The sequence below is a fragment of the Kitasatospora sp. NPDC088134 genome (assembly GCF_044741705.1).
Lineage (GTDB): Bacteria > Actinomycetota > Actinomycetes > Streptomycetales > Streptomycetaceae > Kitasatospora.
The window spans coordinates 190,425-215,530 of record NZ_JBIUTD010000004.1 but is presented as its reverse complement, the minus strand read 5'-3'; the positions used below and the strand labels follow the sequence as shown (position 1 = coordinate 215,530).

The 25,106-nt window shown below is 75.3% G+C and carries 24 protein-coding genes; 10 read left to right on the top strand and 14 right to left on the bottom strand.

What is annotated here, in order from left to right; genetic code table 11:
• Nucleotides 1-12: 12 nt before the first annotated feature.
• Nucleotides 13-666 carry an HAD family hydrolase gene (locus ACIOHG_RS08835; RefSeq protein ID WP_400947650.1) on the bottom strand — a complete coding sequence of 218 codons (654 nt, stop codon included), beginning with the start codon at nt 664-666 and terminating at the stop codon, nt 13-15.
• 23 nt (nt 667-689) lie between these two features.
• Nucleotides 690-1,517 carry a pyrroline-5-carboxylate reductase gene (gene proC, locus ACIOHG_RS08830; RefSeq protein ID WP_400708001.1) on the bottom strand — a complete coding sequence of 276 codons (828 nt, stop codon included), beginning with the start codon at nt 1,515-1,517 and terminating at the stop codon, nt 690-692.
• A gap of 173 nt (nt 1,518-1,690) precedes the next feature.
• Here proC and ACIOHG_RS08825 point away from each other — a divergent pair, with 173 nt between their 5' ends.
• Together ACIOHG_RS08825 and ACIOHG_RS08820 are read left to right on the top strand one after the other, a co-directional pair.
• The gene (locus ACIOHG_RS08825) at nt 1,691-2,134 is read left to right on the top strand and encodes a hypothetical protein (RefSeq protein WP_400947193.1); all 444 of its coding nucleotides are present in this window, start codon (nt 1,691-1,693) and stop codon (nt 2,132-2,134) included.
• Nucleotides 2,135-2,202: 68 nt separating this feature from the next.
• The gene (locus tag ACIOHG_RS08820; RefSeq protein WP_400947191.1) at nt 2,203-3,447 is read left to right on the top strand and encodes a hypothetical protein; all 1,245 of its coding nucleotides are present in this window, start codon (nt 2,203-2,205) and stop codon (nt 3,445-3,447) included.
• Nucleotides 3,448-3,454: 7 nt separating this feature from the next.
• Here the strand turns inward: ACIOHG_RS08820 and ACIOHG_RS08815 are convergent, their stop codons facing one another.
• The 10 genes from ACIOHG_RS08815 to ACIOHG_RS08770 all read right to left on the bottom strand — a co-directional run bounded on the left by ACIOHG_RS08815 (nt 3,455) and on the right by ACIOHG_RS08770 (nt 14,731).
• Complete coding sequence (locus tag ACIOHG_RS08815; RefSeq protein ID WP_400947189.1) at nt 3,455-3,976, bottom strand: hypothetical protein; 522 nt, start codon at nt 3,974-3,976, stop codon at nt 3,455-3,457.
• Nucleotides 3,977-4,028: 52 nt separating this feature from the next.
• The gene (ilvD, locus tag ACIOHG_RS08810) at nt 4,029-5,873 is read right to left on the bottom strand and encodes a dihydroxy-acid dehydratase (RefSeq protein ID WP_400947186.1); all 1,845 of its coding nucleotides are present in this window, start codon (nt 5,871-5,873) and stop codon (nt 4,029-4,031) included.
• 110 nt (nt 5,874-5,983) lie between these two features.
• Complete coding sequence (locus tag ACIOHG_RS08805; protein ID WP_400947184.1) at nt 5,984-6,742, bottom strand: class I SAM-dependent methyltransferase; 759 nt, start codon at nt 6,740-6,742, stop codon at nt 5,984-5,986.
• 12 nt (nt 6,743-6,754) lie between these two features.
• Nucleotides 6,755-7,168 (bottom strand): VOC family protein, encoded by a 414-nt coding sequence (locus ACIOHG_RS08800; RefSeq protein ID WP_400947182.1) that lies wholly within the window; start codon nt 7,166-7,168, stop codon nt 6,755-6,757.
• Nucleotides 7,165-7,635: a cupin domain-containing protein gene (locus tag ACIOHG_RS08795; protein WP_400707987.1), complete on the bottom strand. Its 471-nt coding sequence runs from the start codon at nt 7,633-7,635 to the stop codon at nt 7,165-7,167. Before ACIOHG_RS08795 ends, ACIOHG_RS08800 begins: the two co-directional genes overlap by 4 nt.
• 85 nt (nt 7,636-7,720) lie before the next feature.
• Nucleotides 7,721-8,530 (bottom strand): sugar phosphate isomerase/epimerase family protein, encoded by an 810-nt coding sequence (locus tag ACIOHG_RS08790; protein ID WP_400947648.1) that lies wholly within the window; start codon nt 8,528-8,530, stop codon nt 7,721-7,723.
• 239 nt (nt 8,531-8,769) lie between these two features.
• Nucleotides 8,770-9,723, bottom strand: coding sequence for a Ppx/GppA family phosphatase (locus ACIOHG_RS08785; protein WP_400947180.1), 954 nt, complete (start codon nt 9,721-9,723; stop codon nt 8,770-8,772).
• 61 nt (nt 9,724-9,784) lie between these two features.
• On the bottom strand, nt 9,785-11,062 hold the full coding sequence (locus ACIOHG_RS08780; protein WP_400947177.1) for an SUKH-4 family immunity protein: 1,278 nt from the start codon (nt 11,060-11,062) through the stop codon (nt 9,785-9,787).
• Nucleotides 11,059-14,271, bottom strand: coding sequence for a toxin glutamine deamidase domain-containing protein (locus ACIOHG_RS08775; RefSeq protein ID WP_400947174.1), 3,213 nt, complete (start codon nt 14,269-14,271; stop codon nt 11,059-11,061). Before ACIOHG_RS08775 ends, ACIOHG_RS08780 begins: the two co-directional genes overlap by 4 nt.
• Nucleotides 14,272-14,386: 115 nt before the next feature.
• The gene (locus ACIOHG_RS08770) at nt 14,387-14,731 is read right to left on the bottom strand and encodes a WXG100 family type VII secretion target (protein ID WP_400947171.1); all 345 of its coding nucleotides are present in this window, start codon (nt 14,729-14,731) and stop codon (nt 14,387-14,389) included.
• 225 nt (nt 14,732-14,956) lie between these two features.
• Between ACIOHG_RS08770 and ACIOHG_RS08765 the strand changes: the two genes are divergently transcribed.
• Together ACIOHG_RS08765 and ACIOHG_RS08760 are read left to right on the top strand one after the other, a co-directional pair.
• Nucleotides 14,957-15,835 carry a hypothetical protein gene (locus tag ACIOHG_RS08765; protein WP_400947169.1) on the top strand — a complete coding sequence of 293 codons (879 nt, stop codon included), beginning with the start codon at nt 14,957-14,959 and terminating at the stop codon, nt 15,833-15,835.
• A gap of 98 nt (nt 15,836-15,933) precedes the next feature.
• Nucleotides 15,934-16,764, top strand: coding sequence for a poly-gamma-glutamate hydrolase family protein (locus ACIOHG_RS08760; protein WP_400947166.1), 831 nt, complete (start codon nt 15,934-15,936; stop codon nt 16,762-16,764).
• 52 nt (nt 16,765-16,816) lie between these two features.
• Here ACIOHG_RS08760 and ACIOHG_RS08755 read toward each other — a convergent pair whose 3' ends face one another.
• Together ACIOHG_RS08755 and ACIOHG_RS08750 are read right to left on the bottom strand one after the other, a co-directional pair.
• Nucleotides 16,817-17,980, bottom strand: a complete 1,164-nt coding sequence (locus ACIOHG_RS08755; RefSeq protein ID WP_400947164.1) for an NADH-quinone oxidoreductase subunit D — start codon at nt 17,978-17,980, stop codon at nt 16,817-16,819.
• Nucleotides 17,981-17,995: 15 nt separating this feature from the next.
• Nucleotides 17,996-19,000, bottom strand: coding sequence for an SAM-dependent methyltransferase (locus ACIOHG_RS08750; RefSeq protein WP_400947162.1), 1,005 nt, complete (start codon nt 18,998-19,000; stop codon nt 17,996-17,998).
• Nucleotides 19,001-19,114: 114 nt separating this feature from the next.
• On the opposite strand from ACIOHG_RS08750, the gene ACIOHG_RS08745 reads away from it, so the two are divergent.
• The 6 genes from ACIOHG_RS08745 (at nt 19,115) to ACIOHG_RS08720 (ending at nt 25,105) form a co-directional block, all read left to right on the top strand.
• Complete coding sequence (locus ACIOHG_RS08745) at nt 19,115-20,326, top strand: sensor histidine kinase (protein WP_400947160.1); 1,212 nt, start codon at nt 19,115-19,117, stop codon at nt 20,324-20,326.
• Between the two features lie 13 nt (nt 20,327-20,339).
• Nucleotides 20,340-21,029: a response regulator gene (locus tag ACIOHG_RS08740; RefSeq protein ID WP_400947157.1), complete on the top strand. Its 690-nt coding sequence runs from the start codon at nt 20,340-20,342 to the stop codon at nt 21,027-21,029.
• 129 nt (nt 21,030-21,158) lie between these two features.
• Nucleotides 21,159-22,076, top strand: a complete 918-nt coding sequence (locus ACIOHG_RS08735) for a Rossmann-like and DUF2520 domain-containing protein (protein ID WP_400947155.1) — start codon at nt 21,159-21,161, stop codon at nt 22,074-22,076.
• A complete protein-coding gene (gene panC, locus ACIOHG_RS08730; protein ID WP_400947152.1) occupies nt 22,076-22,981 on the top strand; it encodes a pantoate--beta-alanine ligase in 906 nt (301 codons plus the stop codon). Before ACIOHG_RS08735 ends, panC begins: the two co-directional genes overlap by 1 nt.
• 41 nt (nt 22,982-23,022) lie before the next feature.
• Nucleotides 23,023-23,472, top strand: coding sequence for an aspartate 1-decarboxylase (gene panD / locus ACIOHG_RS08725; protein WP_400947149.1), 450 nt, complete (start codon nt 23,023-23,025; stop codon nt 23,470-23,472).
• A 16-nt stretch (nt 23,473-23,488) separates the two neighbouring features.
• Nucleotides 23,489-25,105, top strand: coding sequence for an L-aspartate oxidase (locus tag ACIOHG_RS08720; RefSeq protein ID WP_400947147.1), 1,617 nt, complete (start codon nt 23,489-23,491; stop codon nt 25,103-25,105).
• Nucleotide 25,106 lies beyond the last annotated feature (1 nt).

Here is a 25,106-nt window from a genome sequence, read left to right as displayed (position 1 = left end):
GGTCCGACGGGATCAGTTCGGCAGCAGTGCGACCGCCTCGCCGAGGGCGGCCAGCAGGCCGGTGGCCCCGGCCGAGGTGAGCTTGGCCGGGTCGGTGAGCGCGGCGTAGCCGTACACGTCCATGCCGGCGGCGCGGGCGGCCAGCACGCCGTTGCGGCTGTCCTCCAGGACCAGGCAGCGGGCCGGGTCGGCGCCCATGGTGCGGGCGGCGTGCAGGAACAGGTCGGGGGCGGGCTTGCCGACGCCGACGTCCTGGGCGGAGAACAGCAGCTCGTCGGTGAAGTACCCGGACAGGCCGGTGAGGCGGTGCGCGGTGCGGATCCAGGAGTGGTGCGCGGAGGAGGCCACGCAGTAGCGGACGCCGCGCTCCCGCAGGTGGGTCAGCAGCTCCTCCGCCCCGGCCACCGGCCGGAGTTCGTCCGCGAAGGCGGCGAACACCCGGTCGTGGAACAGCTCGTCGAAGCCCGCCGGCAGGGTCGCCCCGTACCGCTCGGCGATCACGTCGTGCACGGTGTGCGCGGCGGTGCCCATGAAGTCGCGGTAGGAGTCCTCGACCGTGGTGGGGAAGCCCAGTTCGGTGAGGTACTCGGCGAGCACCCGGTTGGAGATCGGCTCGCTGTCCACCAGCACGCCGTCGTTGTCGAGGATCAGCAGGTCGTAACTCACGTCGTCGCTCACGTGCGCCGAGCCTACTTGCCGCCGCCGGCCAGCTCCCGGGAGCGGTCCCGGGCGGCCTCCAGGGCGCCCAGCATCGCGGCCCGGACGCCGTGGTTCTCCAGCTCGCGGATCGCCGCGATGGTGGTGCCGGCCGGGGAGGTGACGGCCTCGCGGAGCTTGACGGGGTGCTCGCCGGAGTCGCGCAGCATCACCGAGGCGCCGATCGCGGACTGCACGATCAGCTCGTGCGCGACCTGCCGGGGCAGGCCGAGCAGGATGCCCGCGTCGATCATCGCCTCGACCAGGAAGTAGAAGTACGCGGGGCCGGAGCCGGACAGCGCGGTGGCGGCGTCCTGCTGGCTCTCCGGGACGCGCAGCGCCTTGCCGACCGAGCGGAAGATCTCCTCGGTGCGGCGCAGGTGCGCCTCGGTGGCGTGCGAGCCGCCGGAGATCACGCTCATGCCCTCGTCGACCAGGACGGGCGTGTTGGGCATCACCCGGACCACAGGGGTGCCGGGGGCCAGCCGCTCCTCGAACCAGGCGGTCGGGATGCCGGCCGCCGCCGAGACCACCAGCTTGTCGGCGGCCACGTGCTCGGCCAGCTCCTCCAGCAGGACGCCCATGTCCTGCGGCTTGACGGCCAGGATCAGGGTGTCGGCGAGCTTGGCGGCCTCCGCGTTGGTCGCGGTGGCGACGCCGTACCGGTCGGCGAGTTCGGTGGCGCGCTCGGGGCGGCGGGCGGTGACCAGCACGTCCGCCGGGTCGGTGCCGGCCCGGAGCAGGCCGGAGAGCAGGGCCTCGCCGATCTTGCCCGTGCCGAGGAAGGCGATCCTCCGGCCGGCGGTGCTGCTGTCGCTCATGGTGCGTGCCTCCGTGCGCTGCGGTTCCTGGCCGCCATCTTGCCCGGAACGCCCCCGCCCCGGCGCGGACGTCCACCCTGCGAGCCGCCCGGCGAACCGGGCGGTGGGACCTAGGGGGAATCTCAGGGGCCCGGGCACTGGTGCCCGGGGCGGGCGGGGGGCACCGTGGAGGCATGGGACACGGAGAGTTGTCAGGACGTGAGAGCCGCCAGGTCGCCGTCGCCGCGGCGACGCTCGGACCGTGGCGGACGGCGACGGCAGTCGGCGCGGTGGTCGGCGGGGCCGCGCTCGGCGTGGACGTGATCACCGGCCACTGGTCGACGGACCTGCTGGCCGGACCGGTCGGCCTGGGGCTGTTCTTCTTCTTCCTGGTCGGCACGGTCGGCGGGCGGCTGCGCGGGGGCGGCGACCGGCGGCTGCGCCGCTGGGCGGACGAGCACCCGTGGCAGTCCGCGCTGCCCGCCGCCGGGGCGCTGCTGGTGCTGAACACGGTGGCGCTGCTCTTCCTGAGCAGCGCGGGCCTGTTCGGCGCCTTCTTCACCTCGCTGCTGCCGGCCGGGCTGCTGCTGGTGGTCGCGGGCGTGGTCGGTTCGGTGAAGGCCGCCCGCAGGCGCTGACCTGACGACAGCTGCCTTACCGCCCCCCGGTGTCGGGCGTGTCGGAGATGGTCGGCATACTTCCGGCCGTGCCGACAATAGACGAGCCCGGACCGGGGACCGGCGGGCCGCAGGAACACGACCCCTTCGAGGGGCTGGTGCTGGACGAGGAGTTCGTCCGGGCCGCAGGAGTGAAGGAACCGTCCGGGCGGGCCCGGATGCTGACGGCCCGCTGGCAGCAGGAACCGCCGCCGGAGAACGAGCCCTGGCGGCCCGTCACCGAGATCCGCCGCTCCCGCTGGCGGCGGCGGGCCCGCCCGGTCGGCGGCGCCGCGCCGCGCCGGCACGGGGTGCGCAACGCGCTGCTGGTGCTGCTGGTCCCGGTGCTGGTGCTGGTCGGCCTGGCGTTCACCGAGAAGCACAGCACCGGCGTGCCGGAGTCCGCCGCGCTGCCGACCCTGGGCGCGGCGACGGCGGTGCCGAGCAGCGCGCCGCCGAAGGTCGCCCCGGCGACCGCCACGCCGGAGCACCCGTGGGCGGGCTCGCCGGCCGACTCCTGGCCGGCCGGGCCGGACGGGCTGGCGCTGCCGGCCGCGACCGCGGTCGGGGTGTTCGACCAGGACCGGGTGGCCAAGGACCTGGCGCTGGCGAAGGCGTTCCTGGTGGCGGCCAACATGGACCCGCAGGTGATGGCGGGCGGGTACCCGCAGACCGCGGTGGACCTGACGGACCGTGGGACCAGTGACATCCTGACGAAGGAGCTGAGCCACCCGACCGAGGAACACGACCCGGCGAGCTGGGCGAGCCGCTTCGACCCGGCCTTCGCCGTCCCGGTGACCGACGAGGTGAAGGTGCAGGGCCTGATCACCTTCGAGGGCGACGGCGAGCAGGGGATGCTGGTGCACGCCGACGTCACCTTCGTGTACGCGCTGCGGCCGGGCCCGCAGGTGGGGAAGGCGACGCCCTCGGCCCCGGCGCCCGAGCAGCAGCCGACCGGTGGCGGATCGATCGCGAAGCCGGTGGGCCTGGTGCGGGCGGATCCGGGCGCGGTGGACGTGCAGCGGGAGATCGTCCGCCGCAAGGTCGACTTCCGGTTCGCGGACCCGGCGCGCTACCAGGTGAAGAAGGACCGGCTCTGGCTGAAGCAGTGGTCCAGCAGCCGCAACAACACCGTCTGCGGGTTCAACGGCGGCTACCTGCGGCCGTCGTTCCTGATCGAGCGGGGCGTCGCGGGCAACGGCCCCTCGGGCGGGCCGACCGTCGACCCGTACGACTGGAGCAGGCCGCTCGACGAGAGCGGGGACCACAAGTGCGGCACCGCCAGCCGTAGCTGACGGTCCATCAGGCCCGCCGCCGGGCCGCCTTGCGGGCCTCGCGGTCCGCCCGGGCGGCCCGGCGGCGCTGCCAGGTGGCGGTCTCCTGGTCGAGGACGGCCCGCTTGAGGCCCTCGCCGGGGGCCTCGACCAGGCTGCGGGCGAAGTAGGCGGCGAGCGCCCCGGCGAAGCCGACCAGCCAGACGCCGGCCAGCGGCTTCTCCTCGGCCATCCAGCCGGTCAGCGACTCCCGGCCCTCGGTGAGGATCTTCCAGTTCCGCAGCCCGGCCAGCGCGTTGCAGACGCCGATGGCGAGCATCAGCAGCAGCGTGAGCGGGGCGGCGCCGGAGATCCTCACCCCGGAGACGCCCAGCCGCAGGGCGAGCAGCCCGGCGGCGGTGGCCGCCAGCGCGCCGAGCGGGACCAGGGCGCGGCGCAGCCAGTAGGAGCCGTCGCGGTGCACCCAGGTGGTGCCGAAGAAGCGGATCGGGGCGGGGGCGGGGGCCCCGGTCGCGGTGGTCGCGGAGCCCGGCGTACGCGTCGTACTCACGGTCCGATTATCACCACGAGGGGCCGCCCGCCCCCGGACGGCGCGCGGGGCGTCAGCCCAGCTTGGAGACGTCCCGGACGGCGCCCTTGTCGGCGGAGGTGGCCATCGCCGCGTACGCCTTGAGCGCCGCCGAGACGTGCCGCTCGCGGGTCTTCGGGCGGTAGCCGCCCGCGGCCTCCAGCTTCAGCCGGCGCTCGTGCAGCTCCTCGAAGGAGACGCCGAGCTCGATGGTGCGGGCCGGGATGTCGATGGTGATCGGGTCGCCGTCCTCGACCAGCGCGATCGCGCCGCCGGAGGCCGCCTCCGGGGAGATATGGCCGATCGACAGGCCGGAGGTGCCGCCGGAGAACCGGCCGTCGGTGATCAGCGCGCACGCCTTGCCCAGGCCGCGGCCCTTCAGGAAGGAGGTCGGGTAGAGCATCTCCTGCATGCCCGGGCCGCCCTTGGGGCCCTCGTAGCGGATCACCACCACGTCGCCCTCGGCGATCTGCTTGGTGAGGATCTTCTCGACCGCCTCGTCCTGGGACTCGCAGACCACGGCCTTGCCCCGGAAGCGCCAGATCGACTCGTCCACGCCCGCGGTCTTCACCACGCAGCCGTCCTCGGCGATGTTGCCGTACAGCACGGCGAGGCCGCCCTCGACCGAGTAGGCGTGCTCGACGCTGCGGATGCAGCCGCCCGCGGCGTCGGTGTCCAGCGTGTCCCAGCGCTCGGACTGGCTGAACGCCTCGGCGGAGCGGACGCAGCCCGGGGCGGCGTACCAGAGGCCGACGGCCTCGGCGGAGGCCGAGCCGCCGCGGACGTCCCAGGTCTTCATCCACTCGGCGAGCGAGTCGGAGTGCACGGTGTGCACGTCCTCGTGCAGCAGGCCGCCGCGGTACAGCTCGCCCAGGATGGCGGGGATGCCGCCGGCCCGGTGCACGTCCTCCATGTAGTACGAGCCGTTCGGGGCGACCTTGGACAGGCAGGGCACCTTGCGGGAGATGCTGTCGATCACCCGCATGTCGAAGTCGACCTCGGCCTCCTGGGCGGCGGCCAGCAGGTGCAGGATCGTGTTGGTGGAGCCGCCCATCGCGATGTCCAGCGCCATCGCGTTCTCGAACGCGGCGCGGGTGGCGATGTTGCGCGGCAGCACCGACTCGTCGTCGCCGCCGTAGTAGCGGTCGGTGATCTCGACGATCGTGCGGCCGGCCTGCTCGTACAGCGCGCGGCGGCCGGTGTGGGTGGCCAGCAGCGAGCCGTTGCCGGGCAGCGAGAGGCCGATCGCCTCGGTCAGGCAGTTCATCGAGTTGGCGGTGAACATGCCGGAGCAGGAGCCGCAGGTCGGGCAGGCGTTCTCCTCGATGATCGAGATGTCCGCGTCGGAGACGTTCTCGTTCACCGCCTGGGAGATCGCGTCCACCAGGTCCAGCTTGCGGACGGTGCCGTCGACCAGGGTGGCCTGGCCGGCCTCCATCGGGCCGCCGGAGACGAAGACCGTCGGGATGTTCAGGCGCAGCGCGGCCATCAGCATGCCGGGGGTGATCTTGTCGCAGTTGGAGATGCAGATCAGCGCGTCCGCGCAGTGCGCGTTCACCATGTACTCGACCGAGTCGGCGATCAGGTCGCGCGAGGGCAGCGAGTACAGCATGCCGTCGTGGCCCATCGCGATGCCGTCGTCGACCGCGATGGTGTTGAACTCGCGCGGGATGCCGCCCGCCTGCTTGATCGCCTCGGAGACGATCCGGCCGACCGGCTGCAGGTGGGTGTGGCCCGGGACGAACTCGGTGAACGAGTTGGCGACCGCGATGATCGGCTTGCCGAAGTCCTCGCGGGCTACGCCCGCGGCGCGCAGAAGGGCGCGCGCGCCCGCCATGTTGCGACCTTGGGTGACCGTGTTGGACCTCAGCTGGGGCATCGTTGCCGCTCCTTCAGGAGACTTTCCGGGGCTGTCGAGCCTACGCCCGCACCGACCGCTGCCGGACCCGGTGTCCGCGATGCGGTCAGTACGGGCGGGGCCGGACTGCTCTACGGGCGGCGGGCCGTGAACAGGTCGAGGTCGTAGGGCTCGGGGATCAGCCCGTCCGGGAACTCGGCCAGCAGCGCCTCCCGCTCGGCGGCCAGCACCGGGGCCCGGCGCTCCTCGTCCAGCACCGCGAAGTAGGAGCGCGAGGTGAGGTCGGCGAGGTGGCTGTCCAGCGTCACCTGCCGCTCCCAGTGCAGCCGGGCGTGGCCGGCCTCCAGGCCCGCGGCCGTCAACGCGTCGGCGCCCGCGATCACTCCCCCGTAGTAGTGGTAGCTGGGCAGCGCGGCGGACAGCCGCTCCTCCTGGGCCTTCACCCACGGGGCCTGACGGTCCTTCACGTTCCACCACAGCGCCAGCGCGCCGCCCGGGCGGAGCACCCGCAGCGCCTCCGGGACCGACTTCGCCGGGTCGGTCCAGTGGAACGCCTGCGCGTACGTGACGAAGTCCACCGAGGCGTCGTGGAACGGCAGTTCGTCGCCGCCGGCCTTCACCACCGGTGTCCCCGGCCCGGCCTCGCGGAGCACCGCCGCCATCTCGCCGCTCGGCTCCACCGCCACCACCCGGGCGCCGCGCCCGGCCAGCAGCCGGGTCGCGATGCCGGTGCCCGCGCCGACGTCCAGCACGTCCGCGCCGCGCAGCGGGCGGCCCGCCAGCCGCTCCAGCTCGTCGAACAGCCCGTCCGGGTAGGACGGCCGGGCCGCGTTGTACAGGGCCGCCACCGGCCCGAAGGACAGGGCGTGCGCCCGCAGTTCGTCCGTCATCGAATCGTCCTCTCAGCCCCAGGTCCGCGAACTCAGCACCAGCCGGTACCCGTCCGGGTCCTCGACCGTGACGCCGAACTCGTCCCAGTACGGATTGTGCGCGGGGACCCGGCGGCCGCCGGCCGCCACCAGCCGCTCCACCAGTTCCTCGGCCACCGGCTCGCCGAGGTACAGCACGAACAGGTCGTCCACCGTCGGGGTCGGCGCCAGCGGGCGCTCCGGGTCGCGGGTCAGCTCGAAGTGCCAGCTGCCGCCCGGGAAGCCGACCATCACCAGGTCGTGCTCGCCCGGCCCCCGCTCGGTGGTCCGCCACAGCACCGACAGGCCCAGGCCCTCGGTCCAGAACCGCTCGGCCGCCGCCAGGTCCCGGGACGGGCGGGCGTGCCGGACGTGCGTCGCCGGGCCGATCGCGCCGTCGCCGGTCACGCCAGCTCCGCCCGCCACACCGGGCTGTCCACGTAGTGGTTGTCGTAGCGCTCGGCGGACTCCCGGATCTCCGCCGGGTCGGCCTCGCCGCGCATCACCCGGCCGAGCAGCCGCAGGTAGTCGAAGCGGCCGAGGCCCGGGGTGAAGGTGAACAGCACGTCGGCGGTGCGGCCGGGCGCGGCCGCGAAGGCGTGCGGGGTGCGCGGCGGCACGGCCAGGAAGTCGCCCTGCTCCAGCACCACCACCCGGTCGTCCACCAGCACCCGCAGCGCGCCGTCCAGCACGAAGAACAGCTCGCTGGCCCGGGTGTGGAAGTGCGCGGGGGCGCCGACCGCGCCCTCGGCGAAACTCGAACGGTAGGTGGTGTGGTCCGCGTTCTCCGCGAGCAGCGTCATCACGCTGCTCGGGTCCGCGCAGGTCTCGGCCTCGTGGGCGCGCACCGGCTCGACCGGGCTCTCGTTGATCATGACCCCGACTGTAGGCGCGGCCCTGCGGACTGTCAGGCGATTTGCAGACGGACGGTCCGTCAACTGCCGGGCGCCGGGCGGTCCGTCAGGCGTCGGGCGCCGGGCGGACGGCGGCCAGGTGCAGGCGGGTGAAGGCCAGTGCCTCGGCGAGGTCGGCCTCGCGCTCGGCCGGGGAGCCGGAGCGGCGGGTGTTGACCTCCAGCACCACGTGGCCGTCGAAGCCGCTGCCGGCCAGCCGTTCCAGCAGTTCCGCGCAGGGCTGCTTGCCCCGGCCGGGGATCAGGTGCTCGTCCTTGCCGGAGCCGGAGCCGTCCGCCAGGTGCACGTGCGCCAGCCGGTCGCCCATCCGGGCCGCCAGCTCCAGCGCGTCCAGCCGGGAGGTCGAGGCGTGCGACAGGTCGACGGTGAAGTGCCGGTAGTCCTCCTCGGTGACGTCCCAGCCCGGGGCGTACGCCAGCACCTCGCGGTCCCGGTAGCGCCACGGGTACATGTTCTCCACCGCGAACCGGACGTCGGTCTCCCCCGCCATCCGGCCGATACCGGTCACGAAGTCCTTGGCGTACTGCCGCTGCCAGCGGAACGGCGGGTGCACCACCACGGTGTCCGCGCCCAGCCGCTCGGCGGCCTTCCGGGCCCGGACCAGCTTCGTCCACGGGTCGGTGGTCCACACCCGCTGGGTGATCAGCAGGCAGGGCGCGTGCACCGCCAGGATCGGCATCGCGTACTGGTCGGAGAGCCGCCGCAGCCCCTCGACGTCCTGGCTCACCGGGTCGTTCCAGACCATCACCTCGACGCCGTCGTAGCCCAGCCGGGCCGCCAGCTCGAACGCCGTCCCGGTGGTCGACGGGTACACCGAGGCGGTGGACAGCGCGACCTTGGTGTCCGGCACGTGCAGGGCCGGGTGCGGCGGCAGCACCAGCCGGTCCGTGGTCCGCAGCAGCGGCGGCCGCTCCAGCTTGCGCCGCGCCGCCCGGGCGGCCCGGGCCGCCTTCAAGGGCAGCGGACGCCGTCCCGCCCGCCGACCGTCCGCTGAATCCGCCACGCCTACCAGACTAAGCGCACCGCGCCGCGGGACCCCCGTCCGGCAGTGTGCGCTACGGCACGCACGCCGGGAGCCCGGGGAACCACGGCCCGTCAGACCTCGATCGCCACCCGGGGCTCGTGGCCGGTCAGCGCGTCCAGGCGGCGCAGGATGATGCCCTCGCGCAGCGCCCAGGGACAGATGTCCAGCTCCTCCAGGCCGAACAGGTCCATCGCCGCGTCGGCGACCAGCGCGCCGGCCAGCAGCTGGCGGGCCCGGCCGAGCGAGACGCCGGGGATCTGGGCGCGCTCGGCGGGCGTCATCGCGGCCAGCCGGGGCAGCCAGGCGGACAGGCCCGACCTGGTCAGCTTGCGCGGGACCCGGACGCCCGCGCCCTCGGGGGCGGCGCCGGTCATCCGGGCCAGCTGCTTGAAGGTCTTCGAGGTGGCGACGGCGTGGTCCGGCGGCCCGAGCCGGGCGAAGTCGCCGACCACGCCGGCGATCTCGGCCCGGATGTGCCGCCGCAGCTCGCGCAGGTCCCCGGCGTCGGCGACCTCGCCGGGCAGCCGGGCGGTGAGGCGGCCCGCGCCGAGCGGCAGCGAGGTCGCCACGTCGGGCTGCTCGTCGATGCCGCAGGCGATCTCCAGCGAGCCGCCGCCGATGTCCAGGTCGAGCAGCCGGCCGGAGGACCAGCCGAACCAGCGCCGGACGGCGAGGAAGGTCAGCCGGGCCTCGTCCTGCCCGGACAGCACGGTGAGCGCGACCCCGGTCTCGTCCTCGACCCGGCGCAGCACCTCCTCGCCGTTGGCGGCCTCCCGGACGGCGGAGGTGGCGAACGGCAGCAGGTCCACGACGCCCTTGTCCTCGGCCACCCGGATCGAGGAGGCGACCATCGACACCAGCCGCTCGACCCCGACCTCGCCGATCGCCCCGTGCTCGTCCAGCAGCTCGGCGAGACGCAGCTCGGCCTTGTGGGAGTAGGCGGGCAGCGGGGCCGCGCCGGGGTGGGCGTCCACCACGAGGAAGTGGACGGTGTTGGAGCCTACGTCGAGCACACCGAGTCGCATAACCGTCCAACTTAGCCCAACCCGGTGACCACCGGGGATACGAACGACAGCCTGATCGCGGTCAGAGCAGCCCGGCCCAGAGCTGCTCGACCAGGACCGACCACCAGTTCTCCGGGTCGCGCAGCGCCGTCCGGTCGAGCGCCGCGAGCGCCCACTGGAGCTCGGCGACGGCCGGCCCGGCCTGCTCCGGCGGCAGGTCGAGCAGGCGCGGGCGGCGTTCGGCGAACAGCGCCAGCGAGCGGGTGAAGGCGGTCAGGTCGGCGTTGCAGTGCCGGGCCTCGCAGGTGTCGGGGTCGATCGCCCGGACCCGGCCCTGCGCGGTGTCCACACTGATCAGCGCCCAGCCGTCGGTGCCGAGCAGGCGCTGCCCGAGCAGCGCGGTGCGGGCGGCGGCGGTGGCCCGGCGGCCCCGGCCGAGGGCGGCGAGCTGCTCGGCGAGGTCGGGCAGCACCGGGGCGACCTGCTCACCGATGCCGTCGCTCTCGGGGTGGTGCAGCCCGAACAGGCCGGGGACGGCGCGCGGCAGGCCGGTCTGCTGGAGCGTCCGGGCGGCGGACTCCGGCAGGTCGGCGGCGAGCACCGCGCCCTGCTCGAAGCGGCGGACGCCGTCCTCGCCGAACAGCGCGGCCAGCCGCTTGCCGAGCAGGGCCGGGTCCTCGGGCTGGGCGGGCGGCACGGCGAGCGGGAACGGCATCCGGTTGAACCGGCTGCCGGTGCGGGCCGTCAGGGCCCGCAGGGCGGCCGCCCGGTGGTCGTGGCGCGGGCCGAAGGGCAGTTCGTACTCCAGGTGGACGGCCGGGAGTTCGCTGGCCACGGCGTGCTCGCTGTAGCTGCCGGGGAGCATCGAGAGCCGCAGGTCGGTGCGGAGCGCCACCAGGTCGGCGTCGGCGACGCCCTGCGCGGCGAGCTGCCGCCGGGCGAGCAGCGCGGGGTGCGGGCGGCCGTGCGCGGACCGCACGGTCAGCGACCGGACCTCGCCCGCGGCGTCCCGGTAGCTGAGGGTGGCCCGGGTGCCGGGGCCGGTGACGGGCGGCAGCGCCGGGTTGTGGTGGCCCGCGCCGAGCCGGTCCCGGTACAGGCTCTCCACCACCTGGACCGGGACGGACGGGAAGACGGTGAGCTCGCCGCTGGTCCGGTCGACCACGGCGCAGGCCGCGCCGATCTCCTCGGGGGCGCGGCGGACGCCGGTGAGCGGGTCGGTGAGGACCGGCGCCGGCTCCGGCCAGAGCACCCAGCCGAGGTCGAACTCGTGGCACCTGACAGGCCGTGAACCCTCCTGCGGGAGGTCGCCGTTGACCCAGCGGTGGGCGAGGGCGAGGGCCTGTTCACGGGTGATCATCGGCTGGTGCTCCCGGTGGTGCGGTGGATGGTGAGCCGGGAACGCGGGGGCGCCGCCGGGGCGTCGGCCGCCGATTCCCCGGCCGTCGACTCCCCGGCCGCCGGGGCCTCGGCGGGCGCGCCGACCAGGGCGGGCTCCGGCGCGGCCTCGGGCACGACCTCGGGCGCTGCGGCCGGGACCGGGACGGTGACGGGCAGCGGCGCGGTCAGGTCGATCGGCCGGTCCGCGGCGTCCACCGCGATCGCCCACAGGCCGTGGTCGGCCGGGTAGAGCGGGCCGGGCGCGGCGTAGCCGGTCTGGTGGTCCAGGTAGCTGAGCACGCCCTTGTGGTTGACGGCGTTCCAGGTGTGCGAGCGGCCGAAGGCGTCGACGGTGAGCAGCACCGCCCGGGTGCCGGTGCCGTGCGCGAGCAGCGCCCGGCCGAGCTTGCCGTGCGCCTCCTCGCCGTCGCCCAGGTCGAGGAAGCGGGTGCCGAGTTCGAGCTCGGCGCGGTCCCGGCCGCCGCGCTCGCCGGCCGGGCCGTCGGGCAGCCGGGGCGCGGCGCAGGTCGGCACCCCGCCCAGGGTGTCGACGGCGGACAGCGCCACGTCCACGCAGTTGTTGGCGCGGCCGCTCTCGGCGTGGCCGCCGCCGTTCAGCACCTCGGTCCACTCACCGACCATCGGGTCGGGCGCGGGCACGGGGGTGCGGCGGACCGCCTCCGCCTGGTGCGCGGGGTCGACCGGGCCGAGGCCGCCGGGCAGGCCGTAGGGGCGGCTGTCGGCGAGGGTGCGCTCGCGCTCGACGGCGGGCAGCGGGCCGGTCGCGGCGGTGCGCCGCCCGTTGGCGATCACCAGCCAGGCCGCGGAGGCCTGCCCGGGGTTGACCGGCAGGCCGGACTCGTCGAGCAGGTCGCGCCGCCGGACGTCCATCACCGGCTCGTAGCGGCCGGGGGCGCCGGGGGCGTGCTGGCCGATGCCGCCGCCGCCCGCGGGCGGGACGGGGCCGCCCACCGGACGGCCGGGAGCCGCCGGGTGCTGGCCGCCGACGCCGATCACGGCGGCCGAACCGCCGGGCGCACCGGCGGCACCGGGCGCACTGGGGGCGACCACCGAGCCGGCCGCGGAACCCGCCACCGCACCGGGCGTCGCACCGGAAGCGCCGGGGGCGCCGGACGCGCCGGGCGTGCCCGGGGTGCCGACCGGACCGGCCACCGGGGCCGCGCCGCCGATCGGACCGGCCGCGACCGGACCGCCGACCGGGGCGCCGCCGCCCAGCGGCACGCCACCGCCCAGCGGGACGCCGCCGCCGGGCGCGGCCGAGCCGCCGACCGGGCCGAGCGGGACCGAGCCGCCGGAGCCGCCCGAGCCGCCGAAGACGGAGCCCGGGTCGGGGGCCCGGTGTCCGCCGCCCCCGCCACCACCGCCGCCGCCGGACCAGATGTCGCCGTTGCCGACCACCGGCGGGGCGCTCGGCGCGGGCGGGGCGTACACCGAGTCGACGTGCACCGAGACCGGGACGTGCGGGGAGGACGGCGGGGTGTAGTCGCCGCCACCGCCGCCGGACCAGCCGCCCGAGTCGCCGCGCCCGCCGCCGGACCAGCCGCCGGAGTTGCCCGAGTAGCCCGAGTTGCCCGAGCCGCCGTGCGAACCGCCGTACGAGGGGCCGGAGTTGTTCTGGTAGCCGGCGCCGCGGTGGCCGTTGTCCAGCGGGGCGTGCTGCGGCTGGACGTCCTGGTCGCCGCCGAGCTGTACCTGCACGTCCAGCGGCAGGCCGGGGGCGGAGGCGGAGAGCACGACCGGGCTCGCGCCGCCCGGGCCGTGGCCGTTGCCGTGCCCGTTGCCGTGGCCCTGCCCGTCCGGGAAGCCGTTGCCGGTGCCGCCCGGGCCGCCGTGGCCGTGCTGGTAGTCGCCCGCGAACGGGCCGGTCTGCTGACCGTCGGCCACCGGGACCGGCCGGCCGTCCTGGCCGAGCAGGTCGAGCGGGCGGCCGTCCGCGCCGAACTGGACGATCTGCCCGTTCGGGCCGACCGCCCGCAGGTTGGCGTCCACCGTGACGGGCTGCCCGCCGGCCCCGGCCAGCAGGTGGCCCTGCCGGTCCGCGACCAGGCCGGCCACCTGGCTGCCGTCGGCGCCCAGCATCACGGGGTGGCCGTCCGGGCCGAGCTTCGGGTGCCCGTCGCCGCCCAGCGCCAGCGTCAGGCCGGTGCCGAGCAGTGCGCCGGTCAGGCCGACCAGCACCGGCTTCCCGGTGGTGCCGAGCAGCGGCTTGCCGTCCTCGCCCAGCGCCACGCCGGAGACCGGGTTGCCCGCCGCGTCCAGCAACTGCTGCGAGCCGTCCGGGCCCTGACCGACCGTCAGCCCCTCGACGCCCTTCACCCGCTGGCCGTCGGCGCCGACCAGCACCGGGTTGCCGTGCCGGTCGGTGCGGACGGTGCCGTCCGCCTTCACGTCCGCGTGCAGGGCCGTCACCCCGGCGACCTCGACCGAGCGGGCCACCCCGGACTTCGCCAGCGCCCCGGTGACCTGGCCCGAGCGGGCCGCCATCGAGGACTCCCGGCCCTCGCCGTGCAGGCCCCGGCCGTCCGCCCGGGCGATCCGCTCCAGCGCCACCACCGGCGGCTCGGCGGCCAGCGAGCGCGCCGCCTCGCCCATGTCCCGGCCCAGCTGCTCCAGCAGGTGGCCGATCTTCAGCTTCGCCTGCTCGACGGCCGCGGCCTCGCCGACCTCGGCCGCCACCTCCTTGACCGCGCCGACCGCCGCCCCGACCGCACCGGTGACCAGGCCGCCGAGGCCGGTGGTCATCTCCTTGCCGGCCTGCGCCATGTCCGCCTTGGCCTTCGCCTCGGCCGCGTCCGCCGCCCGGATCTTCTCGGTCAGCTCGGTCAGCACCGCGACGATCTCCGCCTTGGCGTGGTCCACCGCCCCGGCCGCCTTGTCCAGCGCGCCCGCCACCAGGCCGGCCGCCGCCGAGGCGTCGTCCAACTGCCCGCGGCCCCCGCCGCTGAACTGCCGCCAGTGCTCGGTGAACGCGTCCACCGCCGGGCCGGAGTTCTCCCCCGCCACCCGCTGCGCGGACCCGGAGCCGCGGCGCACCAGCGCCTCCGCCTCCGACCCGAACTCCCGCCACAGGCCGGCGGCGGACCGCAGACCGTCCTCGTCCGCCTGCGGCCACGCGTGGCCGGTCCGCGCCAGCGCGGGGGCGAGTTCCTCCGGCAGGTTCCTGGACACGTGCTCCCCCTTCGGGTGGTGCGGTGCGCGACGGCCGGGCCGAAACGCCCGTCCGTACTCTGACTCCGGTACGGGCCCGGCCGGTTGCGGCCCGGCGGCCCGGCGGCGGAACGACTCAGACCCGGCCGGGTCCGGCCGGGTGGTTCAGCGAGGGCGCGTTGAAGTCCGCGCTGATGTCCTGATCGGTGCGGACCGTGCTGTCCGCCATCGTGTGCAGGCCCGTACCGACCCGGCCCAGCCGCTCGGCCAACCCCTGCAACCCGGCCAGCACGCCCTCCCGGGCCTCGCCGTACGAGGCGCCGAACGGCTGCCCCGGGGCGTCCGTGCCCCACGGCGAACCCAGCGCCGCCAGTCCGCTCTCCAACTGCTTCGCCGCACCACCGAAATCGTTCGAGATGCTCTCGAACTCCCGTCCCTCGCCGTGGAGTTCCCACGACCGGACGACGATCTGCTCGCCCATCTGCACTCCCCCGTGCCAGGGCGCCGAAGCGCCCAACCATCCCTCGGCTGGGCCATCCTAGGCCCGCGCGCTGCTCCGACCGCCCGGGCTGCGGCGCTTTTCACAGCCGTTTCACCGCGCACCACTCCCGGCTACCCCCGGAAAACCGCCCCAATCACCACGAACCACCGGCAAAGCCGCGCCGCCTCGCCCGTCCCCGCCCCGTCCAGGCCATACGCTTGCCGGGTGGCACCAGCTGAGAGCACCAAGAGCAAGAAGAAGAACGACAAGAAGCCCGGGAAGGCCGAGAAGCCGGGCAAGGCCGGGCCGAAGGGCAGCCCCGTCGACCTGGCGATGCCCACCGTCCGCGAGGTCCCGCTCGACTTCCCGCGCGCCTGGGTCGAGTTCACCGACCCCGCCGACGAGGACCAGGTGTTCCGCTGCGACCTCACCTGGCTCACCTCCAACTGGGGCTGCATCTTCGGCAAGGGCTGCCACGGCATCCAGCCCGGCCGCGGCGTCTCCGACGGCTGCTGCACCCTCGGCGCGCACTACTCCGACGAGGACGACGAGCAGCGCGTCGCCGAGCACGCCGCCCGGCTCACCCCCGACATCTGGGAGCACCACGCCGAGGGCACCGACGCCAAGGGCCGCATCCGCCGCGACGGCGGCATCACCATGTTCGACGAGGACGGCGACCGGCAGACCCGCCGCGTCAACGGCGCCTGCCTCTTCCTCAACAGCCCCGGCTTCCCCGGCGGCGCGGGCTGCGCCCTGCACGTGCTCGCCCTCCGCGAGGGCCTGGAGCCCCTGGAGACCAAGCCGGACGTCTGCTGGCAGCTCCCGATCCGCCGCACCTACGACTGGATCGACCGTCCCGACGACACCCGCTACCTCCAGGTCTCCATCGGCGAGTACGACCGCCGCGGCTGGGGCCCCGGCGGCCACGACCTGCACTGGTGGTGCACCGGCTCCCCCGAGGCCCACCACGCCGCCAACCCCGTCTACGTCTCCTACCGCCCCGAACTCACCGAGCTCATGGGCCCCGCGGCCTACGACCGGCTCGTCGCCCTCTGCAAGGCCCACAACCCCCGCCTCGCCCCGCACCCGGCCGACCACGCGTAGCGGCTTCGCCCTCGGCGGCGCTGGGCCCGCGCGGCCGGCCGGGGCGACGGCCGGAGGGCACTTGCCGGTTCCCCGGGCAACTGCCACGATCCGCTCCTGTGATAACCCGTCGTACACTGATCACCGCCCTCGCCGCCGCGCCCGCCGTCGGCGCCCTCGGCACCGTCCTGTCGGCCACCACGGCCCACGCCGCCGACCTCTACGCCTCGAACACCGCGCTGTACGCGGACCCGGCGCTGGTGGAGGGCGTCGACTACGGCCGCCGCCTGCGCCGCCACCTGGTCGACGACCAGGAGACCGGGTCGGCCGCCCTCCCGGTCCGGACCACCGTCATCGCCCCGCACGGCGGCGGCATCGAGGGCGGCACCTCCGAACTGTGCCTGGCCGTCGCCGGGTACCCGCCGGCCGGCCCCGGCGCCGCGGCGCCCGCCGGCCCGGTCCACGACTTCTGGATGTTCGAGGGGCTGCGCGCCTCCGGCAACAGCGCCCTGCACGTCACCTCCACGCACTGCGACGACATCACCGTCCGCGCGATGTGCGCCGGCAGCCTCAACGTCCTCTCCCTGCACGGCTGCACCACCGCCCAGGCGGGCCTGGAGAACGGCGCCGCGGCGGTCCTCGTCGGCGGCCTCAACGGCACGCTGCGCCAGTACCTGATGGAGGAGTTCGCCGCGGCCGGCATCCGCGCCGTCACCGCCACCGGCGACGAGGAGATCGCCGGCGTCTCGCCGGAGAACATCTGCAACCGCAGCCTGCTCGGGGCGGGCGCCCAACTGGAGCTCACCACCGAGCTGCGCGCCGCGATGTTCGCCCCCGGCAAGAACACCCGCACCGACCGCGCGGCCAACACCCTGCCGCTGTTCTGGGCCTTCACCGCGGCCGTCCGCACCGCCCTCCAGCGGCTGGAGGCCACCCAGCCGATCCGCTGACGCCCGGACGCCTCCGCCGGGAGCGGGCGCCGCCCGCTCCCGGCCCGGAGTGCTACTTGTCGATGTCGCCGACGACGAAGAACATCGAGCCCAGGATCGCCACCATGTCCGCGACCAGGGTGCCCGGCAGGAGTTCGGTCAGGGCCTGGACGTTGTTGAAGGAGGCGGAGCGGAGCTTGAGCCGCCACGGCGTCTTCTCGCCGCGCGACACCAGGTAGTAACCGTTCAGGCCGAGCGGGTTCTCCGTCCAGGCGTAGGTCTCGCCCTCGGGGGCCTTCAGGACCTTGGGCAGCCGGAGGTTGACCGGGCCGGGCGCCATCGCGTCCAGCCGGTCGAGGCACGCGTCGGCCAGGTCGAGCGCGTTCGCGGTCTGCTCCAGCAGGCACTCGAACCGGGCCAGGCAGTCGCCCTCCTGACGGGTCGCCACCTTCAGGACGTCCTGGAGCTCGCCGTACGCGAGGTAGGGCTCGTCGCGGCGCAGGTCGAAGTCGACGCCGCTGGCCCGGGCGATCGGCCCGGAGACGCCGTACGCCTGGACGTGCGCGCGGGAGAGCACGCCGACGCCCGCCGTCCGCCCGCGGAAGATCTCGTTGCCGAGGACCAGTTCCTCGAACACCGGCAGCTGCCCGCGCACCGTGCCGACCGCCCGGCGGACCCGGCCGAGCCAGCCGGCCGGCAGGTCCTCCTTGAGGCCGCCGACCCGGTTGAACATGTAGTGCATCCGGCCGCCGGAGGCTTCCTCCAGGACGTGCTGGAGCTCCTCGCGGCCGTTGAAGGAGTGGAAGATCGGCGTGATGCCGCCCAGCTCCAGGGGGTAGGAGCCGAGGAACATCAGGTGGTTGAGGACCCGGTTCAGCTCGGCCAGCAGGGTGCGCAGCCAGACCGCCCGCTCGGGGACCTCCATGCCGAGCATCCGCTCGACGGCCAGCACCACGCCGAGTTCGTTGGCGAACGCGGAGAGCCAGTCGTGCCGGTTGGCCAGCATGACGATCTGCCGGTAGTCGCGGGCCTCGAAGAGCTTCTCCGCGCCGCGGTGCATGTAGCCGATCACCGGCTCGGCGGTGGTGATCCGCTCGCCGTCGAGGACCAGCCGCAGGCGCAGCACGCCGTGCGTGGACGGGTGCTGGGGGCCGATGTTGAGCACCATGTCGGTGCTGCCGGGGTCGCCGGGGAGCGTCTGCGCGCCCGGGCCGATGCCGACCGTGGTCTCCGTCATGGCCGTCGCCTCCTTCTACGAGGGGAGAGTCTGCCATCCCGGCAGGGCCGCCAGGTCGTCCGGTACCGGCATCCGGACGGGCTGGACCAGCCAGTGGAACGCGCCGAGCCCGGCCGGGTCGGTGAGCTCGGCGGCCTCCCCGGCGCCGGCCAGTGCCCGCAGGTAGGCCGCCGGGTCGGTGGCGGCCAGCGCGAGCGGCGGGCGGGCGCCGCTGACGCCGAGCGCGCGCAGGGCCTCGCGCTGGGTGGTGAGCAGCGCCGGGTGCCCGGGGACGGCGGCGGCGTCGAGGGCGACGTGCGCGGTCAGGTCGCAGGAGCCGTCGGGGACGGGGGCGCACTCGCGGCCGTTCCGGAACCCGGTCAGGGTGCCGAACGGCGGCCGGGTGCCGCGGGTGTGCGCGTAGTCGGCGGCGACCGCGAGGCCGCGCGCCAGCCCGCCCACCGCCGCGGCCCAGGCGGCGTCCCGGGGGCCGCCCAGCTCGATCCTCTCCCCGTCCGGCCACCAGCGGGCGGCCCACCGGGCGTCGGCCCCGTCCAGCGGCGCGCCGGGGCGTTCGGTGCCGTCGGGGGCGACCTCGACGTAGCGCGGCACGCCGTCCGCGTCCGGCTCGGCGAGGTCGAGCGGCACGTTGTCGAGCCACTCGTTGGCGAACAGCAGGCCCTCGGCGCCGGCCGGCGGCTCGGCGCTCCAGGCGACGTCCGCGGGCAGTCCGGCCGGGCGGTCCGCCAGGTCGACGGCGTGCAGGACGACCCGGTCGCGCAGCGCGTCGGGCAACAGCGACCGCACGGCGAGGGTGAGTTCGCCGCGACCGGCGCCGAGGTCGACGAAGTGCAGCCGGGCGGGCCGGCCGAGCGCGGCGTCGACCCCCGCCAGGAGGCGGGTGACGGCGGCGGCGAACCGCGGCGAGGCGTGCACGGAGGTCCGGAAGTGCCCGGCGGGGCCCTCCGGCCTGCGGTAGAAGCCCCCGTCGGGTCGGTACAGGGCGTGTTCGATCGCGGGCCGCCACCGCATCCATGTCATAGCGGGCGACGTTACCCGGGCGGACCGGCTCTCCACCCTGGGGACGACCCGCGGACCTGCGGATCGCCCTCCCGGCGGACCTGAACGGCCCCGCGCGTTCCCTAGGCTTGAGGCGTGCATCGACTCAACGCCTGGCTCCGCAGACACCCCATGGTGGTGGACTCCGCCTGGGCGCTCCCGGTGCTCGCCCTCGGCCTGCTGGCGGCGGTGGAGTCGACCGGCTCGCCCGTCGACCCGATGGCGCCCTGGCGCCACTACACCGGCATCGCGCTCGCCTGCGCGCTGCCCGCGATGATGGTGGTGCGCCGCCGCTGGCCGGACGCCACCACCGCGGTCGCGGTCGGCCTCGGCCTGTTCCAGGTCGCCGCCCGGGTCGAGCCCGGCCTGTCGAGCGTCGCCTACCTGGTGTTCGGGTACACCGGCGCCGCGTTCGGCCGGCCCTGGACGTCCCGGCTGGCGCTGGCGGCCAGCCTGACGGCCGGTCCGCTGACGCTCTGGCGGCTGACGCCCGCGAGCGAGCGGCAGGACCCGTACAAGGCGGTGTTCCTGGCCGTCCTGATGAGTACCCCGTTCGTGCTCTGCTGGGCCTGGGGACGGCTCACCCGGGTCCGCCGCGCCTACCTGATCGAGCTGGAGGACCGCGCCGCCCGGCTGGAGCGCGAGCGGGACGCCCGGGCCAAGGTCGCGGTCGCCGCCGAGCGGGCCCGGATCGCCCGCGAGCTGCACGACGTGGTCGCGCACAACGTCTCGGTGATGATCGTCCAGGCCGACGGCGCCGCCTACGTGCTGGACTCCTCCCCGCAGCAGGCCAAGGAGGCGCTGAACACCATCGCCTCCACCGGCCGGCAGGCGCTGGCCGAGATGCGCCGCCTGCTGGGTGTGCTGCGCACCGCCGACACCGCGGAGGAGTACGTGCCGCAGCCCGGCGTCGAGGAGCTGCCGGAGCTGCTGGAGCAGGTCCGCACGGCCGGCCTGGCGGTCGAGTACTCCGCCACCGGCGAGGTCCGCGAACTGCCCCGCGGCCTGGAGCTGACGGTCTACCGGATCGTCCAGGAGGCCCTCACCAACGTCCGCAAGCACGGCGGGCCGGACGCCCGGGCCAGGGTCGCGGTGGACTTCCGCCCCGGCGACCTGGAGGTGCTGGTCGAGGACGACGGCCGCGGCTCCACCCGCGAGCAGCTCGACGGCGGCACCGACGGGCTCGGCCACGGCCTGATCGGCATGCGGGAACGGGTCGGTATGGTCAGTGGCAGCCTGGACGTCGGCCCCCGGCCGGGCGGCGGCTTCCGCATCCGGGCCGTCCTCCCCCTGAAGGTGTCCAAGTGAAGGAGCCCTGCCCATGCCCATCCGCGTGATGCTGGTGGACGACCAGGAACTGCTGCGCACCGGCTTCCGGATGGTCCTGCAGTCGCAGGGCGACATCGAGATCGCCGCCGAGGCCGGGGACGGCCAGCAGGCCGTCGAGGTGCTCCGCACCGCCGAGGTCGACGTCATCCTGATGGACGTCCGGATGCCCCGTCTCGACGGCGTCCAGGCCACCCGCCGGATCTGCCTCGACGAGCGCGGCGCCCCGATCGAGGGCGCGCCCAAGGTGCTCATCCTCACCACCTTCGACCTCGACGAGTACGCCTTCGCCGCGCTCAAGGCCGGGGCCTCCGGCTTCCTGCTCAAGGACGTCCCGCCGACCGAGCTGGTCGCCGCGATCCGCTCGGTGCACGGCGGCGACGCGGTGGTCGCCCCCACCACCACCCGCCGCATGATCGACCGCTTCGCCGAGGTCCTCCCCACCCCCACCGCCGCGCCCGGCGCCGCCGTCCTCGCCCCGCTCACCGACCGCGAGCGCGAGGTCTTCCTGCTGGTCTCCCAGGGCCTCTCGAACGGCGAGATCGCCGCCCGCCTCACCCTCTCCGAAGCCACCGTCAAGACCCACGTCGGCCGCATCCTCGCCAAGCTCGGCCTCCGCGACCGCGTCCAGGCCGTCGTCCTCGCCTACGAGAACGGCCTCGCCCGGGCCGGCGAAACCGCCTGACCGGACCCCCGCTCTTCCTCCCCCTCCCCGCCGTCCGCGCGGGCCGGGGGTGCCCGGGCGGGTCGGCGGGAAACCCCCCGTACCATTGACCGGTACGTCTGGTACCCGTCGAGGACTGGAACGCGAAGAGTGCTGCACGACGACTTCGGAGACCCCTCCGCCCCCGGCAACCGCCCGGCCCGACTCGCCGTCGGCGTCGTCGGCACGGGTCGGGTCGGCCCCGCCCTGGGCGCTGCCCTCCAGCTGGCCGGCCACCGCGTGGTCGCCGCGTCCGGCGTCTCCGCCGCCTCGCGCCGCCGCGCCGAGGCGCTGCTGCCGGGCGTCCGCCTGGTGACGCCCCCTCAGGTGCTGGCCGCCGCCGACCTGGTGCTGCTGACCGTCCCGGACGACGCGCTGCCCGACCTCGTGCAGGGCCTGGCCACCACCGGCGCGGTCCGCCCGGGGCAGCTGCTGGTGCACACCTCGGGCGCGCACGGCGTCGCGGTGCTGGAGCCGGCCACCCGCGCGGGCGCGCTCCCACTGGCGCTGCACCCGGCGATGACCTTCACCGGCACCTCGGTGGACGTGGCCCGGCTGGCCGGCTGCCCGTTCGGCGTGACGGCCCCGGAGGAGCTGCGGCCGGTCGCCGAGGCCCTGGTGGTGGAGATGGGCGGCGAGCCGTCCTGGGTCCCGGAGGACGTCCGCCCGCTCTACCACACCGCGCTGGCGCACGGCGCGAACCACCTGGTCACCCTGGTCGCGCAGGCGATGGAGCTGCTCCGCGCCGCAGGCGTCCAGGAGCCCGGCCAGCTGCTCGGCCCGCTGCTCGGCGCGGCCCTGGACAACGCGCTGCGCTCCGGCGACCTGGCCCTGACCGGCCCGGTGGCGCGCGGCGACGTGGGAACGGTGCGCAAGCACCTGGACCGACTCGCTACGGTGACCCCGGACATCGGCCAGGCCTACCGGGCGATGGCGCGGGCCACCGCGCAGCGGGCGGTCGCCAACGGCTCGCTGAAGCCCGAACCGGCGGCGGCGCTGCTGGACGTACTGAACGAGGAGAAGCACTGATGGCACGCGACAGGCGCCCGGCGAAGGCCCCGAAGGCGGCGAAGGTCCGCACGGCGGTGCTGACCCGCACCGTGGACGAGTTCGAGGCGGCGTTCTGGCCGGACGAGCAGCCGGTGGACAACGCCGTGGTGATGACGATGGGCGCGCTGCACGCCGGCCACGCCGCGCTGGTCCGCGAGGCCCGCCGCCGGGTCGGCAAGGACGGCCGGGTCGCGGTGACGGTGTTCGTGAACCCGCTGCAGTTCGGCGCGGGCGAGGACCTGGACCGCTACCCGCGCACCCTGGACGCCGACGTCGCGCTGGCCGAGGAGATGGGCGCGGACGTGGTGTTCGCCCCGTCCGTGGACGAGATGTACCCGAACGGCGAGCCGCTGGTCCGGCTCTCGGCGGGCCCGATGGGCGAGGGCTTCGAGGGCGCGTCCCGGCCCGGCCACTTCGACGGCATGCTGACGGTGGTCGCCAAGCTGCTGCACATCACCGACCCGGACTTCGCGGTGTTCGGCGAGAAGGACGCCCAGCAGCTGGCGATCGTCCGCCGGATGGTCGCGGACCTGGACTTCGACGTGGAGATCGTCGGCGTCCCGACCGTCCGCGAGGAGGACGGCCTGGCGCTGTCCTCGCGCAACCGCTTCCTCTCCGCGGACGAGCACGCGCAGGCGCTCGCCCTCTCCCGCGCGCTGTTCGCCGGCCGCGACGCCGGCGCGCAGGGCGCGCAGGCCGTCCGCGCCGCGGCCGCCGCCGTGCTGGAGGGCGCGGCCGGCCTCTCCCTCGACTACCTCGCCCTGGTCGACCCGCTGTCCTTCACCGAGGCGCCGGACGACTTCCGGGGCGAGGCGGTGCTCGCCGTCGCGGCCAAGGTCGGCTCGACCCGGCTGATCGACAATGTGAGCATCATCGTCCGCTGAACACCGCAGCACCCAGGCATGCACTCAGAGAGGCGTGACCCATGTTCCGCACCATGCTCAAGTCCAAGATCCACCGTGCCACCGTCACCCAGGCCGACCTGCACTACGTCGGCTCGGTGACGGTGGACGAGGACCTGCTCGACGCCGCGGACCTGCTCCCCGGCGAGCTGGTCCACATCGTCGACATCAACAACGGCGCCCGGCTGGAGACCTACACCATCGCCGGGCCGCGCGGCTCCGGCGTCATCGGCATCAACGGCGCCGCCGCCCGCCTGGTCCACCCCGGCGACCTGGTGATCCTGATCGCCTACGGGCAGATGGACACCGCCGAGGCCAAGGCGTACCTGCCGAAGGTGGTGTTCGTCGACGAGCAGAACCGGATCACCGGCTTCGGCGGCGACCCCGCGGACGCCCCCGAGGGCAGCGGACTGCTGCGCGGCGACGCCGCGTACGGTGGTCCGAACGGCGCGGCCGACGCCGCCGCGCGCTGAAGGAGCCACTGAATCCATGTCGCACCGCCTGACCGCCCCCGCCCCCGGCTGGACCACGAGCACCGACGTGGTCGTGGTCGGCTCCGGCGTGGCCGGACTCACCGTCGCGCTCAACGTCCGCAAGGCCGGCCTGCGGGCCATGGTGGTCACCAAGGCGGTGCTGGACGAGGGCTCCACCCGCTGGGCCCAGGGCGGCATCGCCGCCGCCCTGGGCGAGGGCGACACCCCCGAGCAGCACCTGCAGGACACCCTGGTCGCGGGCGCCGGCCTGTGCGACGAGGAGGCCGTCCGGGTCCTGGTCACCGACGGCCCGGACGCGGTGCGCCGACTGATCGAGGTCGGCGCCGAGTTCGACCTCGACGAGGACGGCGAGATCGTGCTGACCCGGGAGGGCGGCCACCACCGCCGCCGGATCGCGCACGCCGGCGGCGACGCCACCGGCGCCGAGATCGAGCGCGCCCTGGTCGCCGCCGTGGAGGCCGACCCGGGCCTCGAACTGATCGAGCACGCCCTGGTGCTGGACCTGCTGACCGACGCCGAAGGTCACGCCGCCGGCGTCACCCTGCACGTGATGGGCGAGGGCCAGCGGGACGGCGTCGGCGCGATCCTGGCCCGGGCCGTGGTGCTGGCCTCCGGCGGCATGGGCCAGGTCTTCTCGGCCACCACCAACCCGGCGGTCTCCACCGGCGACGGCGTGGCGCTCGCGCTGCGGGCCGGCGCCGAGGTCACCGACCTGGAGTTCGTCCAGTTCCACCCGACCGTGCTGTTCCTCGGCCCGGACGCGCTGGGCCAGCAGCCGCTGGTCTCCGAGGCGGTCCGCGGCGAGGGCGCGCACCTGGTCGACGCCGACGGGGTCCGCTTCATGGTCGGGCAGCACGAGCTGGCCGAACTCGCCCCGCGCGACATCGTCGCCAAGGCGATCATCCGCCGGATGCAGGAGCAGGGCGCCCAGCACATGTACCTGGACGGGCGGCACTTCGGCGCCGAGATGTGGGAGCACCGCTTCCCGACCATCCTGGCCGCCTGCCGGGCGCACGGCATCGACCCGGTGACCGAGCCGATCCCGGTCTACCCGGCCGCCCACCACGCCTCCGGCGGCGTCCGCACCGACCACCTGCACGGCCGCACCACCGTCCCGGGCCTGTACGCCTGCGGCGAGGTCGCCTGCACCGGTGTGCACGGCGCCAACCGGCTCGCCTCCAACTCGCTGCTGGAGGGCCTGGTGTTCGCCGAGCGGATCGCCGCCGACCTGGCCGCGCTGGCCGCGGCCGGCCGGCTGCCCGCCCGGACGGTCAACACCGACGCGGCGACCGCCGCCACCCCGGTCCCGCTGCTGGCGGCCGGAACCCGGGGCGCGATCCAGCAGTTGATGTCCGCCGGCGCGGGCGTGATCCGCTCGGCGGCCTCGCTGGCCGCCACCGGCAAGGGCCTGGCCGGCCTCACCGACGCCGCAGCCCCGGCCTCCCCCTCGGTGGAGACCTGGGAGGCCACCAACCTGCACCAGGTCGCCACCGCCCTCACCGCCGCCGCCGCGCTCCGCGAGGAGACCCGCGGCTGCCACTGGCGCGAGGACTTCCCCGACCGCGACGACGCCCACTGGCGGCGCCACATCGTCCACCCGCTCCCCGCCTGAC

Excerpts from the sequence above, each read along its gene's own strand:
- proC (WP_400708001.1), bottom strand. The coding sequence starts at position 1,517 with ATGAGCGACAGCAGCACCGCCGGCCGGAGGATCGCCTTCCTCGGCACG.
- ACIOHG_RS08825 (WP_400947193.1), top strand. The coding sequence starts at position 1,691 with ATGGGACACGGAGAGTTGTCAGGACGTGAGAGCCGCCAGGTCGCCGTC.
- ilvD (WP_400947186.1), bottom strand. The coding sequence starts at position 5,873 with ATGCCCCAGCTGAGGTCCAACACGGTCACCCAAGGTCGCAACATGGCG.
- ACIOHG_RS08805 (WP_400947184.1), bottom strand. The coding sequence starts at position 6,742 with ATGACGGACGAACTGCGGGCGCACGCCCTGTCCTTCGGGCCGGTGGCG.
- ACIOHG_RS08795 (WP_400707987.1), bottom strand. The coding sequence starts at position 7,635 with ATGATCAACGAGAGCCCGGTCGAGCCGGTGCGCGCCCACGAGGCCGAG.
- ACIOHG_RS08785 (WP_400947180.1), bottom strand. The coding sequence starts at position 9,723 with ATGCGACTCGGTGTGCTCGACGTAGGCTCCAACACCGTCCACTTCCTC.
- ACIOHG_RS08780 (WP_400947177.1), bottom strand. The coding sequence starts at position 11,062 with ATGATCACCCGTGAACAGGCCCTCGCCCTCGCCCACCGCTGGGTCAAC.
- ACIOHG_RS08770 (WP_400947171.1), bottom strand. The coding sequence starts at position 14,731 with ATGGGCGAGCAGATCGTCGTCCGGTCGTGGGAACTCCACGGCGAGGGA.
- ACIOHG_RS08755 (WP_400947164.1), bottom strand. The coding sequence starts at position 17,980 with ATGACGGAGACCACGGTCGGCATCGGCCCGGGCGCGCAGACGCTCCCC.
- ACIOHG_RS08750 (WP_400947162.1), bottom strand. The coding sequence starts at position 19,000 with ATGACATGGATGCGGTGGCGGCCCGCGATCGAACACGCCCTGTACCGA.
- ACIOHG_RS08740 (WP_400947157.1), top strand. The coding sequence starts at position 20,340 with ATGCCCATCCGCGTGATGCTGGTGGACGACCAGGAACTGCTGCGCACC.
- panC (WP_400947152.1), top strand. The coding sequence starts at position 22,076 with ATGGCACGCGACAGGCGCCCGGCGAAGGCCCCGAAGGCGGCGAAGGTC.
- panD (WP_400947149.1), top strand. The coding sequence starts at position 23,023 with ATGTTCCGCACCATGCTCAAGTCCAAGATCCACCGTGCCACCGTCACC.
- ACIOHG_RS08720 (WP_400947147.1), top strand. The coding sequence starts at position 23,489 with ATGTCGCACCGCCTGACCGCCCCCGCCCCCGGCTGGACCACGAGCACC.